The sequence below is a fragment of the Alistipes sp. AF48-12 genome (genome assembly GCF_003477565.1).
GTDB lineage: Bacteria > Bacteroidota > Bacteroidia > Bacteroidales > Rikenellaceae > Alistipes_A > Alistipes_A hominis.
Window position 1 is genome coordinate 30,233 of record NZ_QUDJ01000022.1, and the last position, 15,042, is coordinate 45,274.

Genomic DNA, 15,042 nt, shown 5'->3' on the forward strand with positions numbered 1-15,042 from the left:
GGCAATCGAACGCAAAACGCACCCGCCGCATCCGCATCGGAACGCTTCCCGCCCGCGCCGCCGCATCCGCGGGAAGCAGCCCTCCCTACCGGAGACCGGCATCGGAACGCTCCGTGCCCGCATACAAAATATAAATCGAAAAAAAACAATATATGTTTCCCAAATCGTTAAAAATACATAACTTTGCCCGTCCGGTAAATATGGTGTTTTCCGTGCGAAGCGTTTAAACCCTGTAAATAACGATGAAATTTTATCCTGCGAAAATTTTTATTGCGTTAATGCTTTTGACGACCGTGTCGTGCAGCGAGTACAACAAACTCCTGAAAAGCGGCAGCAACAAGCAAAAGTACGACAAGGCTCTCGAATACTTCAATGCCGGGAAATACAGCAGGTCGCTCACCCTGTTCAAGGACATCGAACACATCTTCAGCCAATCCGATCAGCCGATACCGTCGCTTTCTACACGAGCCTGTGCTCCTACAAAATGGGGGATTTCGAAACCAGCTCCCAGCAATTCGACGAATTCCGCCGGCGTTTCGGGCGAAGCCCGTTCCTCGAAGAGTCGGAATACTATTTCGCCAAAGGGTTCTACTACCTGTCGCCGAAGCCCGAAAACGATCAATCGTTCACGTTCCAGGCCATGCAGGCCATCAGCGAATACTTGGATCGGTATCCCAAAAGCCAAAAACGGGACGAGCTGCTTGAAAACATGGTCGAACTGCGTCAGAAGCTTTACGACAAAGCTTTCCTGAACGCCAAACTCTATTACGACGTAGGTTATTACAATTCGGCCGTTACGGCGTTGCGCAACGCGATCCTGAAATATCCGGAAAGCAACCACCGCGAGGAACTGGCTTATCTGATCGTCAGCGCGCAGTGTCTCTATGCCCGCAACAGCGTTCCTGCCTTACAGCGTCAGCGTTATCTGGATACCCAGAACGCTTATTACAGCTTTATCGACGAATATCCGGAAAGCAAATACCGCAAAGAAGCCGACAAAATGCAGGACGAGGCTAAAAAATTCCTGGAGAAATACAAAGAGAAGCCCGATGGCACCGAAGCGGAAGACAGCGAAGAGGTAACGGAATCGGCTCCGTCCCTCAATTTCTCCGACCAGACCGGCACGACGGCAAAGCGTGGGAAAGCGGAACGGAAAGAAAAGAAAGAAGCAAAAGCCGCTGTCGAGAAAGAGCCCAAACCGGCCAAAGAGTCCAAAGCGGCCCGGGAGCCCAAGCCGAAAAAAGAAAAGAGCGAAAAATCAAATAAATCCGATAATTCCGAAACAAGCAATGGAACTGAAGAAAAGTAGTATTCCGACCAACACCGTAACGCGTAAACTGACGGATCTGGACGCTCCGACGGGCAACATTTACGAATCGGTAGTCATCATCGCACGCCGCGCCAACCAGATCTCCAGCGAAATAAAACAGGAACTGACGCGCAAGCTGGCCGATTTTTCGAGCGTTAACGACTCGCTGGAAGAGACTTTCGAGAACCGCGAACAGATCGAAATATCGAAATATTACGAACGCCTGCCGAAACCGGCGATCGTAGCTACCGAAGAATTTCTCTCCGGAGAGATCTATTTCCGGGATACGAAAGCGGACGCAACCGAGGAGCTGCCGGCAGAATAAACCGGATCGTTCCGACAATTTTCAAATACGATGCTCAGAGGGAAAAAAATACTCGTCGGGGTAACGGGAAGTATCGCAGCCTACAAGGCTGCGATACTCGTCAGATTGCTGGTGCGCGAAGGAGCCGAAGTGCGGGTCGTAATGACCCCGCTGGCCAAACAGTTCATCACGCCGCTGACGCTGGCGACCCTGTGCAAACATCCCGTTCCGGTCGAATTCTTCAATCCGGAGAACGGGGAATGGAACAGCCATGTCAGTCTCGGCACGTGGGCGGACGCTTACCTGATCGCCCCGGCTACGGCCAACACGATCGCGAAAATGGCGACCGGCGTGGCGGACAACCTGCTGCTGACCACTTATCTGTCGGCGCGGTGTCCCGTTTTCGTCGCTCCGGCGATGGATATGGACATGTACTCCCACCCTACCACGCAATACAACCTCGACTCGCTGAAAAGCTACGGCAACCAGGTGATCGAGCCCGCCGAAGGCGAACTGGCCAGCGGCCTGTCGGGCAAAGGCCGCATGGAAGAACCGGAGAAGATCGTCGCTTTCGTATCGGATTTTTTCGCCAAGAAACGCAACCTGACCGGCAAAACGATCCTCGTAACGGCCGGCCCGACGATCGAACCGATCGACCCGGTACGCTACATTTCAAACTTCTCGTCGGGCAAAATGGGGTATGCGATCGCCGCCGAGTTGAAAGAACGCGGCGCCGAAGTGATCCTCGTAACCGGGAAAACGGCCTTGACGCCGCCGGACGGCGTGCAGACGGTCGACGTGGTGACGGCCGAGCAGATGTTCCGGGCCGCTACGAAAGCTTTCGACCGATGCGACGCGGCGGTCATGTGCGCCGCCGTGGCCGACTATACGCCGCAGGCGGTCGCCGACACGAAAATCAAAAAGGAAGGATCGGCATGGAACATCGCCCTGCAGCCGACTCGGGATATCGCCGCTGCGATCGGAGCGGTCAAAGGAACGCGCCTCGTGGCCGGATTCGCGCTCGAAACCGACCACGAACAAGCCAACGCGCAATCCAAGCTGGAACGCAAAAACATGGATTTCATCGTACTGAACTCTTTGCAGGACGACGGCGCCGGATTTGGAGGCAATACCAACAAGATCACGATACTTCGCCGCGACGGAAGCGAAACCGTATTCGGGCTGAAAAGCAAAACTGAAGTAGCCGCGGACATCGTCGACGAAATCGAAGCGTTCTGGGCGCCGAAAAACGCCCGTCCCGAATAACCGAACGCTCAACAATACCTATAAACCGTCTGGATAAACTTTTGAAATCGCCATGCTGAATCGTTTGTCGGTTGAAAATTACGCGCTGATCGACCGGTTGGACATCGAACTGGCCGCCGGGCTGAATATCGTCACCGGAGAGACCGGAGCCGGAAAATCGATCCTGCTCGGGGCTCTCGGCCTGATTCTCGGTAATCGCACCGATGCCGCGGCGATTAAGAACAGCCAGCGCAACTGCGTCATCGAAGCGGAATTCGACATCGACGGATACGGACTGGAGGCATTGTTCGAATCGTTGGACATCGACTACGAAAACCGGACAATCATCCGGCGCATCGTCACGCCGGGAGGGAAAAGTCGAGCCTATGTAAACGACATTCCGGTACAGATGAACACCTTGCGCGAGATCGGCAGCCGGCTGATCGACATTCATTCGCAGCACCAGACCCTACTGCTCGCGGACAACCGTTTCCAAACCGGTATCGTGGACAGCGTCGCTTCGCACGACGGCCTGCTGTCGCGTTACAGGGAGACGTTCGCTGCGTTGCAACAATCCGAACGCGAGTTGAACCGACTGCGACAACAAGCCGAAGCGAACGACCGCGACCGGGAATACCTCGCCTTCCAGTCGGACGAATTGCAAAAAGCCAAGCTGAAAGAGGGGGAGCAGGCGGAACTCGAAGCGCAGCAAACCGAACTGTCTCATGCGGCCGAAATCAAGGATACGCTGCTATGGATCTCGCAGGAGATGACCGGAGCCGATGAAAACCTGCTCGGTCGGATCAAAGAGATCGAAGTGTCGCTCGGACGGATCGCCAGGGTTTATCCGCAGGCCGACGCATTCTATAGCCGGTTGCACAGCGCCGCGCTCGACCTGAAAGACATGGCTTCCGAAATCGCTTCCGAAGGGGATCGCCTGGAAGCCGATCCGCAGCGGCTCGAATCGGTGTCGCAACGGCTCGACCTAATCTACTCGCTGCAACAAAAACACAAGGCGGATTCCGTCGAAGCGTTGCTCGCCCTGCAAACCGATTACGAAAAGCGCCTCGCACAGATCGAAGGATCGGCGCAGGCCGTCGAAACGTTGTCGCAGCGGATCGGAGAATTACGCGCAAAAGCCGCGAAGCAGGCCGCAGAAATCACCGCCGGACGCAAAAAAACCGCCCCGCACGTCGAAAAACAGGTCAAAGAGATGCTCGCCGAACTGGGAATGCCGGCCGCCGAACTGCGTATCGAGATCACGCCGGCCGCCGAACTGCGACCCGACGGCGCGGACGACATCCGTTTTTTGTTCACGGCCAACCGCCACATGCCTCCTCAGCCGATCGAACGGGTAGCCTCAGGCGGAGAAATGTCGAGGCTGATGCTGAGCCTCAAAGCAATCGTCGCGCACCACAGCCAACTGCCGACCGTCATCTTCGACGAAATAGACACCGGAGTATCCGGATCGATCGCCGACCGGATGGGCGAGATCATCAGCCGCCTGTCGGAAGACTTGCAGGTCGTCAACATCACGCATCTGCCGCAGATCGCCAGCAAGGGAGACCATCACTTCTTCGTATATAAAGAAGAATCCGGAGCGACCACGGCCACCCGCATCCGTAAACTCGATCAGCAGCAACGCATCGACGAAATCGCAAAAATGCTCAGCGGTACGGACGTCACCGCAGCCGCACGCGAACAGGCGCGGCTGCTGCTGAATATCAGGCCGAAACAGTAATCCCCGATACCTTTTCACCAGATAGGTTGGCGTCGTACATTTTGCGGCGGCACGGGAGCGTATCGTATTTATTATAGACTCTTTAGTCGCGCCGTTTTGCTTTTTTGCCGTCGTATTTGTATATTTGCAACTTGACTACTTTCGAAATGAAACCGCTAATTTTGTAAATGAAAGAATGTAGAATTACGGTTTAAAAGACTTGATGCCATGAGTGAGAAATTATTTATTTTCGACACGACGTTGCGCGACGGGGAACAGGTTCCCGGTTGCCAGTTGAATACGATTGAAAAGATAGAAGTAGCCCGTGCCCTGGAAGAACTGGGCGTAGATATCCTGGAAGCAGGTTTCCCGATTTCGAGTCCGGGCGACTTCAATTCGGTGCGCGAAATTTCGAAAGCGGTTTCGAATCCCACGATTTGCGCGCTGACCCGCGCCGTACAGAAAGACATCGACGTAGCCGCCGACGCGCTGGCGCTGGCCAAGCACAAGCGGATCCATACCGGGATCGGCGTGTCCCATTCGCATATTTACGACAAGCTCAAATCGACTCCCGAAGAGATCATCGAACGGGCCGTAGCCGCCGTGAAACACGCGAAGAAGTATGTCGAAGACGTCGAATTCTACGCTGAAGACGCCGGTCGGGCCGACAACGAATACCTCGCGCGCGTCATCGAAGCGGTGATCAAAGCGGGAGCCACGGTGGTCAATATCCCCGATACTACCGGATACTGCCTGCCGCAGGAGTACGGACGAAAAATCAAGTACCTGATGGAGCATGTAGGCAACATCCACCGGGCGATTATCTCGACGCATTGTCACAACGACCTGGGTATGGCGACGGCCAATACGCTCGAAGCCGTTATCAACGGCGCCCGCCAGGCCGAAGTGACGATCAACGGGATCGGCGAGCGCGCCGGCAATACTTCGCTCGAAGAAGTCGTGATGGCGTTGCGCTGCCACAAGCACCTGAACGTCGACACGTCGATCAATTCGAAACTGCTTACCTCGACCAGTCGCATGGTGGCCAGCATGATGAATATGCCCGTGCAGGCCAACAAGGCGATAGTCGGGCGCAATGCTTTCGCGCATTCGTCGGGAATCCACCAGGACGGCGTGCTGAAAAGCCGCGAAAGCTACGAGATCATCAATCCGGTCGATGTCGGACTGGACGAATCGGTGATCGCCCTGACGGCCCGCAGCGGCCGCGCGGCGCTGAACCACCGGCTCGAACTGCTCGGATTCAAACTCGAACAGAAAGAACTGGACGAAGTATACGCCAAGTTCCTCGAACTGGCCGACAAGAAGAAGGACGTCCGCGACGACGACCTGCTCTATCTGGTCGGGGCCGCCACCGGCGAAAAGGTCGGCAAGCGGATCAAACTGAAATACCTGCAAATCCTGACCGGCACGCTGATCCCCACCGCGACGGTCATCGTCAAGATCGGCGACAGCGAACGCACGGCCACCTGCACCGGAAACGGCCCGGTGGACGCGGCGGTCAAAGCGATCAAAACGCTGATCAACGAAACGGTACAGATCACCGAATTCCTGATCCAGGCGATGAACAAGGGCAGCGACGACGTAGGCCGCGTACACGTACAGGTCAAATGCGGGTCGATGCTGGTCCACGGTTTTTCGGCTAATACGGACGTCGTAAAAGCGGCCGTCGAAGCTTTCGTGGACGGACTGAACCTGCTCAATGTAACGGAAAAAACAGAATAATCATAAACACACGAAAATGGGAAAAACACTTTTTGACAAAGTTTGGGATGCACACGTAGTCCGTCAGTTGGACGGCGGCCGCAGCGTATTATATATCGACCGTCATTATATTCACGAAGTAACCTCGCCGGTCGCTTTTCTGGGACTCAAAAACCGCGGGATCAAAGTAGCCCGGCCGCAGCAGACGACCGGAACGCCGGATCACAACGTGCCGACCCTGAACCAGGATCGACCCGTCGCCGAAGAACAGAGCCGCAAACAGCTCGAATCGTTCAGCCGCAACTGCGAGGAGAACGGTGTGGAATACTTCAAGCTGGGCAGTCCCGGACACGGCGTCGTGCATATCGTCGGGCCCGAACAGGGGATCACTCAGCCCGGCATGACGATCGTATGCGGCGACAGCCACACCTCGACGCACGGGGCTTTCGGCGCCGTCGCATTCGGAATCGGCACGTCGGAAGTCGAAATGGTATTCGCTTCGCAGTGCATCCTGCAGCCGAAGCCCAAAACAATGCGTATCACCGTGAACGGCAAGCGCGGCAAAGGGGTGACGGCCAAAGACATCGTCCTGTACATCATCTCGAAGATATCGGCGTCGGGCGGAACGGGACATTTTATCGAGTTCGCCGGCGAAGCGATCCGCGACCTGTCGATGGAAGAGCGGATGACCGTCTGCAATATGAGCATCGAATGCGGCGCGCGCGGCGGCATCATCGCCCCCGACCAAACGACGTTCGACTACGTGAAAGGCCGCAACCGAGCCCCGCAGGGAGCCGATTTCGACAAAGCCGTAGCCGCCTGGAAAGAACTTTATTCGGATCAGGACGCGCATTTCGACACCGAATACGCGTTCGACGCCGCCGATATCGAGCCGATGATCACGTACGGTACGAACCCGGGCATGGGAATGGGCATTACCGGCACGATTCCGTCGGGCGAAGGACTCAGCGGCAGCGACAAGGTCAGCTTCGACAAATCGCTGAATTACATGGGCTTCCACAGCGGCGAGAAGATGCTCGGCAAAAAGGTCGATTACGTGTTTCTGGGTAGTTGCACCAACGGCCGGATCGAGGACTTCCGGCAGTTCGCCAACGCCGTGAAAGGCCGCAAGAAAGCGCCGAACGTAACCGCATGGCTCGTTCCGGGTTCGAAGATGGTCGAAGCGCAGGCCAAAGCCGAAGGACTGGAAACGATCCTGAACGAAGCCGGTTTCGAACTGCGACAGCCCGGTTGCTCGGCCTGCCTGGCGATGAACGCGGACAAAATTCCTTCGGGCATGTACAGCGTATCGACCTCGAACCGCAATTTCGAGGGACGCCAGGGTCCGGGAGCCCGCACGATGCTGGCGGGACCGCTGGTAGCCGCCGCCGCCGCCGTAACCGGCGTGATCTCCGATCCGCGCGAAGTATTCAACCTTTAATCCGATAACAAGCACGAGGTGCATAATTTTCAAATACCATGGCTATTCCAAAATTCACGAAATTAACGACTACGGCCTGTCCGCTGAATATAGAGAACGTCGATACCGACCAGATCATTCCCGCCCGCTTCCTGAAAGCGGTCGAACGCAAAGGCTTCGGGGACAATTTGTTCCGCGACTGGCGTTACGATAAGGCCGGCAACAAGGTGGACTCCTTCCCGCTGAACGATCCGAAATTCGGCGGCGAGATCCTGGTGGCCGCAAAAAACTTCGGCTGCGGTTCGTCGCGCGAACATGCCGCGTGGGCGATTTTCGACTACGGATTCCGGGTGGTGGTATCAAGCTTTTTCGCCGATATTTTCCGCAACAACGCGCTGAACAACGGCCTGGTAATGGTACAGGTCAGCGACGAGTTCTTAAACAAAATATTCGCCGCCATCGCTGCCGATCCGAGGCTCAATTCGAAGTCGACCTGCCGAATCAGACCTTCACGATCTGCTCGACCGGCGAAAAAACTTCGTTCGAAATCGACGGATACAAAAAAGAATGCCTGTTGAACGGGTACGACGACGTAGACTATCTGTTGAGCATCCAAGACGATATCGCCCGTTTCGAAAAGGCCCGGGCCTAACTTCCTTACGCTTATGGTAAAAGAGATTGAGATACTCGATACGACGTTGCGCGACGGCGAACAGACCTCCGGGGTTTCGTTCGCGGTACGCGAAAAACTCAGTATGGCCCGCCTGCTGCTCGACGAACTGCACGTAAACCGGATTGAAATCGCTTCGGCACGGGTGTCGGAGGGCGAATTCGAATCGGTGCGCAGGATTGCGCAGTGGGCTGCCGCACGCGGGTATCTGGATCGTGTGGAAGTACTGGGATTCGTCGACAACGGGGTATCGTTGAAATGGATCGCAGACGCCGGCTGCCGGGTAGTCAACCTACTGGCGAAAGGCTCGCGCCGTCATTGCGAACTTCAACTACGCAAAACCCCGCAGCAACACTTCGCCGATATCAAAACGGCCATCGCGCAAGCGACCGAAATGGGCATCGCGGTCAACATCTATCTGGAAGACTGGTCGAACGGGATGCGTTTTTCGCCCGACTACGTTTATGAGATGGTCGATACGCTGAAAAGAGAGCCTATCCGGCGCTTTATGATTCCCGACACGCTCGGGGTGCTGAACCCGGACGACTGCTACGCTTTTTGCCGCGACATGGTGGAACGCTATCCGGAGCTGCATTTCGACTTCCACGCGCACAACGACTACGATCTGGCGGTCGCCAACGTCGCCGCAGCCGTCAAAGCCGGAGTGCAGGGCATCCATACGACCGTCAACGGATTGGGCGAACGGGCCGGGAATGCGCCGCTGTCGAGCGTAATCGCCGTGTTGAACGACCACCTGAAAGTGCGTAATACGATCGTCGAGAAGAGCATCAACCACGTCAGCCGGATAGTGGAAACCTACACGGGCATCCACATCCCGGCCAACGAACCGGTCGTCGGCGAAAACGTATTCACGCAGTGCGCCGGCATCCATGCCGACGGGGACAATAAGGACAACCTGTACTACAACGACCTGTTGCCCGAACGGTTCGGACGGGTGCGCGAATACGCGCTCGGAAAGATGTCGGGCAAGGCGAATATCAAAAAAAATCTCGATACGCTGGGCATCGACCTCGACGAGGAAGCGATGCGCAAAGTGACCGAACGGATCATCGAACTGGGCGACAAGAAACAGGCCGTAACGTCGGAAGACCTGCCTTACATCATCGCGGACATCCTGAAACAGGACGTTTACGACGTAAAGGTGCATATCCTGAATTACAATCTGTCTCTGTCGTATGGCCTTAGGCCGGTGGCGACCGTGAAAATCCGGATCAACGATCGGGATTACGAGGAAACCTCGTCGGGAGACGGGCAGTACGACGCATTCATGCGGGCCATCCGGAAAATCTACAAGGAGCAACTGAAACGCGATTTCCCGATGCTGGTCAACTATTCGGTATCGATTCCTCCGGGAGGACGCACCGACGCTTTCGTCCAAACCTACATCACGTGGGAATACCGCGGCGAAACGTTCAAGACCCGCGGGCTGGACGCCGACCAGACGGAAGCCGCTATCAAGGCGACGCTCAAAATGTTGAACAAGGTCGAAAACATCCTCAATCAACAGTCGTCCGGCGAAAATTAATAACCGGAATCCCGCAAAACCGAAACGGGCGGCCCCTCAAGATTGGGCCGCCCGTTTTATCTGGTGAACAAACCATACAGCAAAGCATTCAAGGCTTCCGATAATCCTTACGCAAACTGCTTTTCCGCTCCGTCGGGAAGTCGTCGGGTACCCGCTGACGGACTTTCCCGGTAGCGGCCCATTCCGACCCGCGCAGCAACAACGTTTGAAACCCCGTACACTGCATGGCCGGATTGTCTTCGAGACTCGGTCCCGCATGACCGATCATCAAGTGAAATATGCGGGCTTTCCCGTAATCGACGGTAAAAACCAACGGTTCCTCGCGTCCGGAACCTCCTCGTCCGGGATCGGCATAGGCCGTGTACAGCAATTCCGCGACATTGGCCGGACCGCGCATCCGATCGTACAGCTCGTCGGTCGCATGTATCCACCGCCCGGGCAATCCCCGGACAACCGGATGTTCGGCATTACGGCCATTCATCGAGTATTCGCGCTGTTCGCCGTGCGAGCCTCCGGGCCCCTTCGTCGTGTCTCTTACCAAACTTCCGTCCTTCCAGTACAGGTACGGGCCGGAACGCTCGTCGCGGCCTCCCCAACCTCCGAGAGCGGCAATACGATTAAATTCCTCCCAATCGGGAAAAGCATTGTCGGCGGCGTGGTAGAGCACCACCCCGCCTCCGTCGCGGACATAATCCAGAAAACGCCGCTCGGTCGAAGCGCTCCAGCGGTCTCCGTTATAATCCAGGATCACCACCCGGTAGGCGCTAAAATCGGGATCAAAAGCATCCATATCGCCGCCCTGCGGCGGAGAAACCGCCAGATCGACGGCAAACAGTCCGGAATTTTGCAGGATGGCCTGCAACGCCCGGTGGCTGACGGGCCAGTTGTGGTTATTCTGCCCGGTGACGATCAACGCCCGGATCGGTCTGCGGGCGCAGGACACACCGGGAAAACAGACGACGCATGCCAGCAGCAGCGCAGCCTTCAAAATCGTTTTTCTATACATAAGGTTAACGTTCAGGTGATTCCTAAAGATAGCGAAAGGGAGCCGGAATCCGCCTCCCTTTGCCGGTAAGTCCTCCGGATTACAGTTCGCGGATCCAGATATTGCGGAAACGCACCGGATTCAAATGATCCTGCAAGATGATCGGGCCCTTGCCGTGCGCGACGATCCGCGGGAAACCGATAAACTCGGTCGTTCCGAGAATCATCGTATTGTTCTGCACCAAAACACCGTTATGCAGCACGGTAATGCGCCCGTGCGATTGCAGCGAGCCGTCCTCCTTGAAACGCGGAGCGGTATAGATAATATCGTAAGTATTCCATTTGCCCGGTTTCTGGCAGGCGTTCACCAGCGGCGGAGTCTGCTTGTAGATACTCCCGGCCTGGCCGTTCGCATAGGTTTCGTTCTGGTAGTTGTCGAGAATCTGCACTTCGTACATGCCTTGCATAAACACGCCGCTGTTGCCGCGTCCCTGGCTTTCGCCGACGATTTCGGTCGGTGCGCTCCACTCGAGGTGCAACTGGAAGTCGCCGAAATCCTTTTTCGTGCGGATGCTGCCGGAGTGCGGCTTGACGGTCATGATCCCATTCTCGATCTGCCAGCCGACGGGCTTGCCCTCCTCGCAGTTTACCCATTCGCTAATCGCGTTGTCTTTCAGCCCCAGCAGAACGACGGCGTCGGACGGCGGCGCAACCACCGCATTGTCCATATCCGGAGGCGTAACGATTTTCGGTTGCGGCGTCCAGAACTCGGACATGTCGTGCGTCATCGGCGCGGGATCGGGGTATTTTTTGGCATCCTGACCGGCGGCGCCCGCGCATACCCCCACGCACCAGGCACTCAACAATAATAAATGTTTCATTTTTTAATGTATTGGTTAATGTTCGGTAAATGTTCCGCTCATTCGGCCGGCGTTTCCGTAGTTCCGGAATCGTCCGGGTTATCCGGATCATCGGGATTATCCGGATCGTCGGGTTGTTCAGGCTCTTCGGGCTCGGGATCCGGTTCCGGCGGCTTGACAGGATTCAGGATTACCCGGATCCGGTCGTGACGACGGTTGTTTCCGGTATTGGCCGGATGCGTGTAAAGCAGTTTCAGAGCGACCGTATCGGGCTTCAGCAGCGTCTCCGGATAAATCTTCAATACGATCTCCGAACGCAGCGTATCGGCAGTCACGAACCGCACGACCGAATTAACCAACTGATAGTTGTCGGGATCGACGGCCGTAGTGTATTCCGGCAGCACCTCGAAAGCGAGGGTGTCGACGGCATATTCGACTCCTCCCAGGCGGTAGACATAAATGGGCTGCTCGACGGAACCCGCAACGACGTATCGACATCGACCGTCTGGGTCGCCGTCCGGAACCAATAAACATCCGTAACAAAACTCGAATCGTCCGTCTTATCGCACCCTCCTGAGAGAAAAATAAAAATCAGGACGGCACCAAGCATCCATTTTCCTTTCATAAACTCCATTTTTGCAACCGCAGAAATACGTATCCGGCAGCTTTTGCCCCGGTTGCCGGATACGTCCGCCGGATGACGAACCAAAGTTACAACTAATTCATTAAAATCTTACAAAACCCGATTTGTTTTTCTTTTTCGCGAATTTTAACCGTTAAACCCGTAAATCGGAACAGGATTGCAAAAAAATGGATAGCTCATGAAAAAAAATGCCTCGCAAAAGGTCTAATATTGCACGTAGGAAAAGTTGATAAACCGGTAAGCGTATGGCGGAACGAAATCGAACGGCTTAAGCAAATTGGTTCTCAGCGAAAAAGGTTAATGTTAAGGTTAGTTTTAGGTTAGGTTAGCTGCGATGCAGTTAGGTAAAGTTGGGTTAAGTTAGGTTGGGTCCGGTATTTATACCGGACCTTTTTTGTATATTTGACATCCGAATCGTTTTTCAGAATCGACTTATACCATATCTGTAATCCGTATATTGTTTCAAACCCGAACCGACATGATCAAAAAAACCTTCCGGTCGATCGCACCGCTCGTTTTCGCGATGCTGGCATGGAGCGTCAACGCCCAAACTTACCGCCCGATCGCCGGCTTCTCCGCCGAAACGAACCGGAAACTGGAATCGTTTCTGAACTCCACCCGCACGATGAAAGAACGCAAGGTAGCCGTTTTCGACTGCGACGGCACGCTGCTCGGCCAAACGCCGTACTACCTCGCCGACGAAGCCACTTACGATTTCGCCCGTAAAAATTACGAAGGCAAAAAGGATGAAAATTCGAAAACGAAGTGGGCGGTCTGCCGGCAGTTGATCGACGGGGACAACGTCACTTTCTCCTACATCGAAAATTACATCCGGTTCTATGCCGGAATGACTCCCGACGAGATGTGCCGGGTCGGCTGGGAGTGTTTCCACGACAAATTCCAGCGGAAATTTTATCCGGAGATGAAAGAACTGCTCGGAAACCTCGAGGAATACGGCATCGAAATCTGGGTGATTACGGCCTCTCCTGAACTATTGTACCAGCGGTTTATCCACGAAGAGCTGGGGATTCCGGTCGACCGGATCATCGGAGTCAAATCCTGTATCCGCGACGGGATCGTCACCGACGAAACGGTGCGTCCGATCCCGCAGGACGCCGGTAAAGCCGAAGCGCTCAACACCTTTATTAAGGCCCGGCCGATCCTGGTCGGTGGCAACTCGCGCGGAGACATGGAGATGATGCTCGAATCGGTCGGTCTGCGCGTAATCGTCAACCCGGACGACACGAAACCCGAAGAGGCGATGGGCGGCAAAACGGTAAAGGCTTTCTGGGAAACGGACCCGAATACGATCGCCGTCCGCTGCAACGACGTGCCGGACGAAGGTTACGACTGGGCATGTAAGGCATACGGAATTCCGCAAAACCGCACCAATTCTGCAATTCAATAACGCAAATCCGATACGACCCATGAAAAACACAATCCTCGTTTTCTTATTATGCAGTCTACTGGCGCCTGCTACGCACGGCAGCGCCCGAAATCCGGAATCCGAAAAAGACACGTACACGAATCCGGTACGGACGACCGACGGAGAAGTGTTGCAAGTCGCCGACCCGTTCGTATACGAATACAAAGGTACCTATTACATGACCGGAACCACGGCCGGAGACTGCGGTTTCGATTACTATACCTCGAAAGACCTCGTGACGTGGGAATACGGGGGGCCGCTGTTTCGCAAATCGGCCGGGCATTTCGGCGCCGGGGCATTCTGGGCTCCGGAGGTAAAGTACTATAAAGGAAAATTCTACATGACGTACAGTTGCCTGAACGCCGAACGGGGCGTACTGTTGTCGTGCCTGGCCGTCAGCGACACGCCGGACGGGCCGTTCGAAGAACTTTATACGCCGTGGTTCGACCTGGGATATTCGGCCATCGATTGCCATATTTTCGTGGACGACGACAAAGCGAAAACGCCCTACCTGTACTTCAGCAAAAACGGAAATCAGGACGGTTATGGATACGGAGAGAACTACGTCGTGGAACTGAAAAAGGATCTTTCGGGAATGGTCGGCGAACCGCGGCTGGTCTCACGTGCATCGCAACCGTGGGAAAAAGTGCGCTGGAACGTAAACCGTTGCAACGAAGGGGTCACCGTCATCAAAAAAGGGAAAACCTATTATATGACCTACTCGGCCAACGATACCGGATTCGAGTTCTACGGAATCGGGATCGCGACGGCCCCCCACCCGCTCGGCCCGTGGACGAAATACGACGACAACCCGCTGATGACGACCGACCTGAGTAAAGGAGTATCGTCTCCGGGACACAACTCGATCGTCCGAACGAAGGACGGGAAACTATGGATCGTCTATCACCGTCACGCCGATCCCGACTGCCGGAAACCATCGTTCGACCGGGTGGTGTGCATCGACCGGCTGTTCTTCGACAAAAACGGCAAACTGAAGACGGACGGCCCGACTTCGACGCCGCAGCCGGTACCGTAAAATCGATCGCATATACGTTATCGTTTTAATCCGATTTTTATTAACTTTACCTGTTGGCGGAATTAATTTAGTGCATACTTAATTCTGCCAATGGGCTTGTCGTTAATGAAGTTTACGTATTGCAGAATGGTAAGTGCACTAATTTTGCCAATGATTC

Annotated in this window: 13 protein-coding genes and 2 pseudogenes; 10 read left to right on the top strand and 5 right to left on the bottom strand. The window is 55.2% G+C overall.

From position 1 onward, the window contains the following. Window positions 1–275: 275 nt before the first annotated feature. Complete coding sequence (locus DW082_RS14730) at window positions 276–434, bottom strand: hypothetical protein (RefSeq protein ID WP_220452659.1); 159 nt, start codon at window positions 432–434, stop codon at window positions 276–278. Between the two features lie 50 nt (window positions 435–484). On the opposite strand from DW082_RS14730, the gene DW082_RS12280 reads away from it, so the two are divergent. The 8 genes and pseudogenes from DW082_RS12280 (at window position 485) to DW082_RS12315 (ending at window position 9,936) form a co-directional block, all read left to right on the top strand. Continuing rightward, window positions 485–1,309, top strand: coding sequence for an outer membrane protein assembly factor BamD (locus DW082_RS12280; protein WP_118458849.1), 825 nt, complete (start codon window positions 485–487; stop codon window positions 1,307–1,309). Next, on the top strand, window positions 1,290–1,634 hold the full coding sequence (locus tag DW082_RS12285; protein WP_101570808.1) for a DNA-directed RNA polymerase subunit omega: 345 nt from the start codon (window positions 1,290–1,292) through the stop codon (window positions 1,632–1,634). The genes DW082_RS12280 and DW082_RS12285 overlap by 20 nt, the downstream gene beginning before the upstream one ends. A 30-nt stretch (window positions 1,635–1,664) precedes the next feature. Continuing rightward, the gene (coaBC, locus tag DW082_RS12290) at window positions 1,665–2,879 is read left to right on the top strand and encodes a bifunctional phosphopantothenoylcysteine decarboxylase/phosphopantothenate--cysteine ligase CoaBC (protein WP_118458851.1); all 1,215 of its coding nucleotides are present in this window, start codon (window positions 1,665–1,667) and stop codon (window positions 2,877–2,879) included. Window positions 2,880–2,931: 52 nt separating this feature from the next. Next, window positions 2,932–4,599 carry a DNA repair protein RecN gene (gene recN / locus DW082_RS12295; RefSeq protein ID WP_118458853.1) on the top strand — a complete coding sequence of 556 codons (1,668 nt, stop codon included), beginning with the start codon at window positions 2,932–2,934 and terminating at the stop codon, window positions 4,597–4,599. 207 nt (window positions 4,600–4,806) lie between these two features. Then, window positions 4,807–6,321 (top strand): 2-isopropylmalate synthase, encoded by a 1,515-nt coding sequence (locus DW082_RS12300; RefSeq protein WP_118458855.1) that lies wholly within the window; start codon window positions 4,807–4,809, stop codon window positions 6,319–6,321. A 16-nt stretch (window positions 6,322–6,337) separates the two neighbouring features. Beyond that, a complete protein-coding gene (leuC, locus tag DW082_RS12305; RefSeq protein ID WP_055203914.1) occupies window positions 6,338–7,741 on the top strand; it encodes a 3-isopropylmalate dehydratase large subunit in 1,404 nt (467 codons plus the stop codon). 38 nt (window positions 7,742–7,779) lie between these two features. Continuing rightward, window positions 7,780–8,372, top strand: a pseudogene (leuD, locus tag DW082_RS12310) (3-isopropylmalate dehydratase small subunit). Between the two features lie 13 nt (window positions 8,373–8,385). Beyond that, a complete protein-coding gene (locus tag DW082_RS12315; RefSeq protein WP_101570814.1) occupies window positions 8,386–9,936 on the top strand; it encodes an alpha-isopropylmalate synthase regulatory domain-containing protein in 1,551 nt (516 codons plus the stop codon). Window positions 9,937–10,024: 88 nt separating this feature from the next. Here the strand turns inward: DW082_RS12315 and DW082_RS12320 are convergent, their stop codons facing one another. The 3 genes from DW082_RS12320 to DW082_RS14600 form a co-directional block, all read right to left on the bottom strand. After that, window positions 10,025–10,942 (bottom strand): ThuA domain-containing protein, encoded by a 918-nt coding sequence (locus DW082_RS12320; RefSeq protein WP_118458857.1) that lies wholly within the window; start codon window positions 10,940–10,942, stop codon window positions 10,025–10,027. A 79-nt stretch (window positions 10,943–11,021) separates the two neighbouring features. Further along, window positions 11,022–11,801: a DUF1080 domain-containing protein gene (locus DW082_RS12325; RefSeq protein ID WP_055203906.1), complete on the bottom strand. Its 780-nt coding sequence runs from the start codon at window positions 11,799–11,801 to the stop codon at window positions 11,022–11,024. A gap of 38 nt (window positions 11,802–11,839) precedes the next feature. Further along, on the bottom strand, window positions 11,840–12,307 hold the full coding sequence (locus DW082_RS14600) for a hypothetical protein (RefSeq protein ID WP_182424168.1): 468 nt from the start codon (window positions 12,305–12,307) through the stop codon (window positions 11,840–11,842). A 594-nt stretch (window positions 12,308–12,901) separates the two neighbouring features. On the opposite strand from DW082_RS14600, the gene DW082_RS12335 reads away from it, so the two are divergent. Both DW082_RS12335 and DW082_RS12340 read left to right on the top strand, forming a co-directional pair. Next, window positions 12,902–13,831 carry an HAD family phosphatase gene (locus DW082_RS12335; protein WP_101570820.1) on the top strand — a complete coding sequence of 310 codons (930 nt, stop codon included), beginning with the start codon at window positions 12,902–12,904 and terminating at the stop codon, window positions 13,829–13,831. 19 nt (window positions 13,832–13,850) lie between these two features. Beyond that, a complete protein-coding gene (locus tag DW082_RS12340; protein WP_118458861.1) occupies window positions 13,851–14,885 on the top strand; it encodes a glycoside hydrolase family 43 protein in 1,035 nt (344 codons plus the stop codon). Between the two features lie 62 nt (window positions 14,886–14,947). Here the strand turns inward: DW082_RS12340 and DW082_RS12345 are convergent. Then, window positions 14,948–15,042, bottom strand: a pseudogene (locus DW082_RS12345) (IS982 family transposase); the annotation flags it as partial.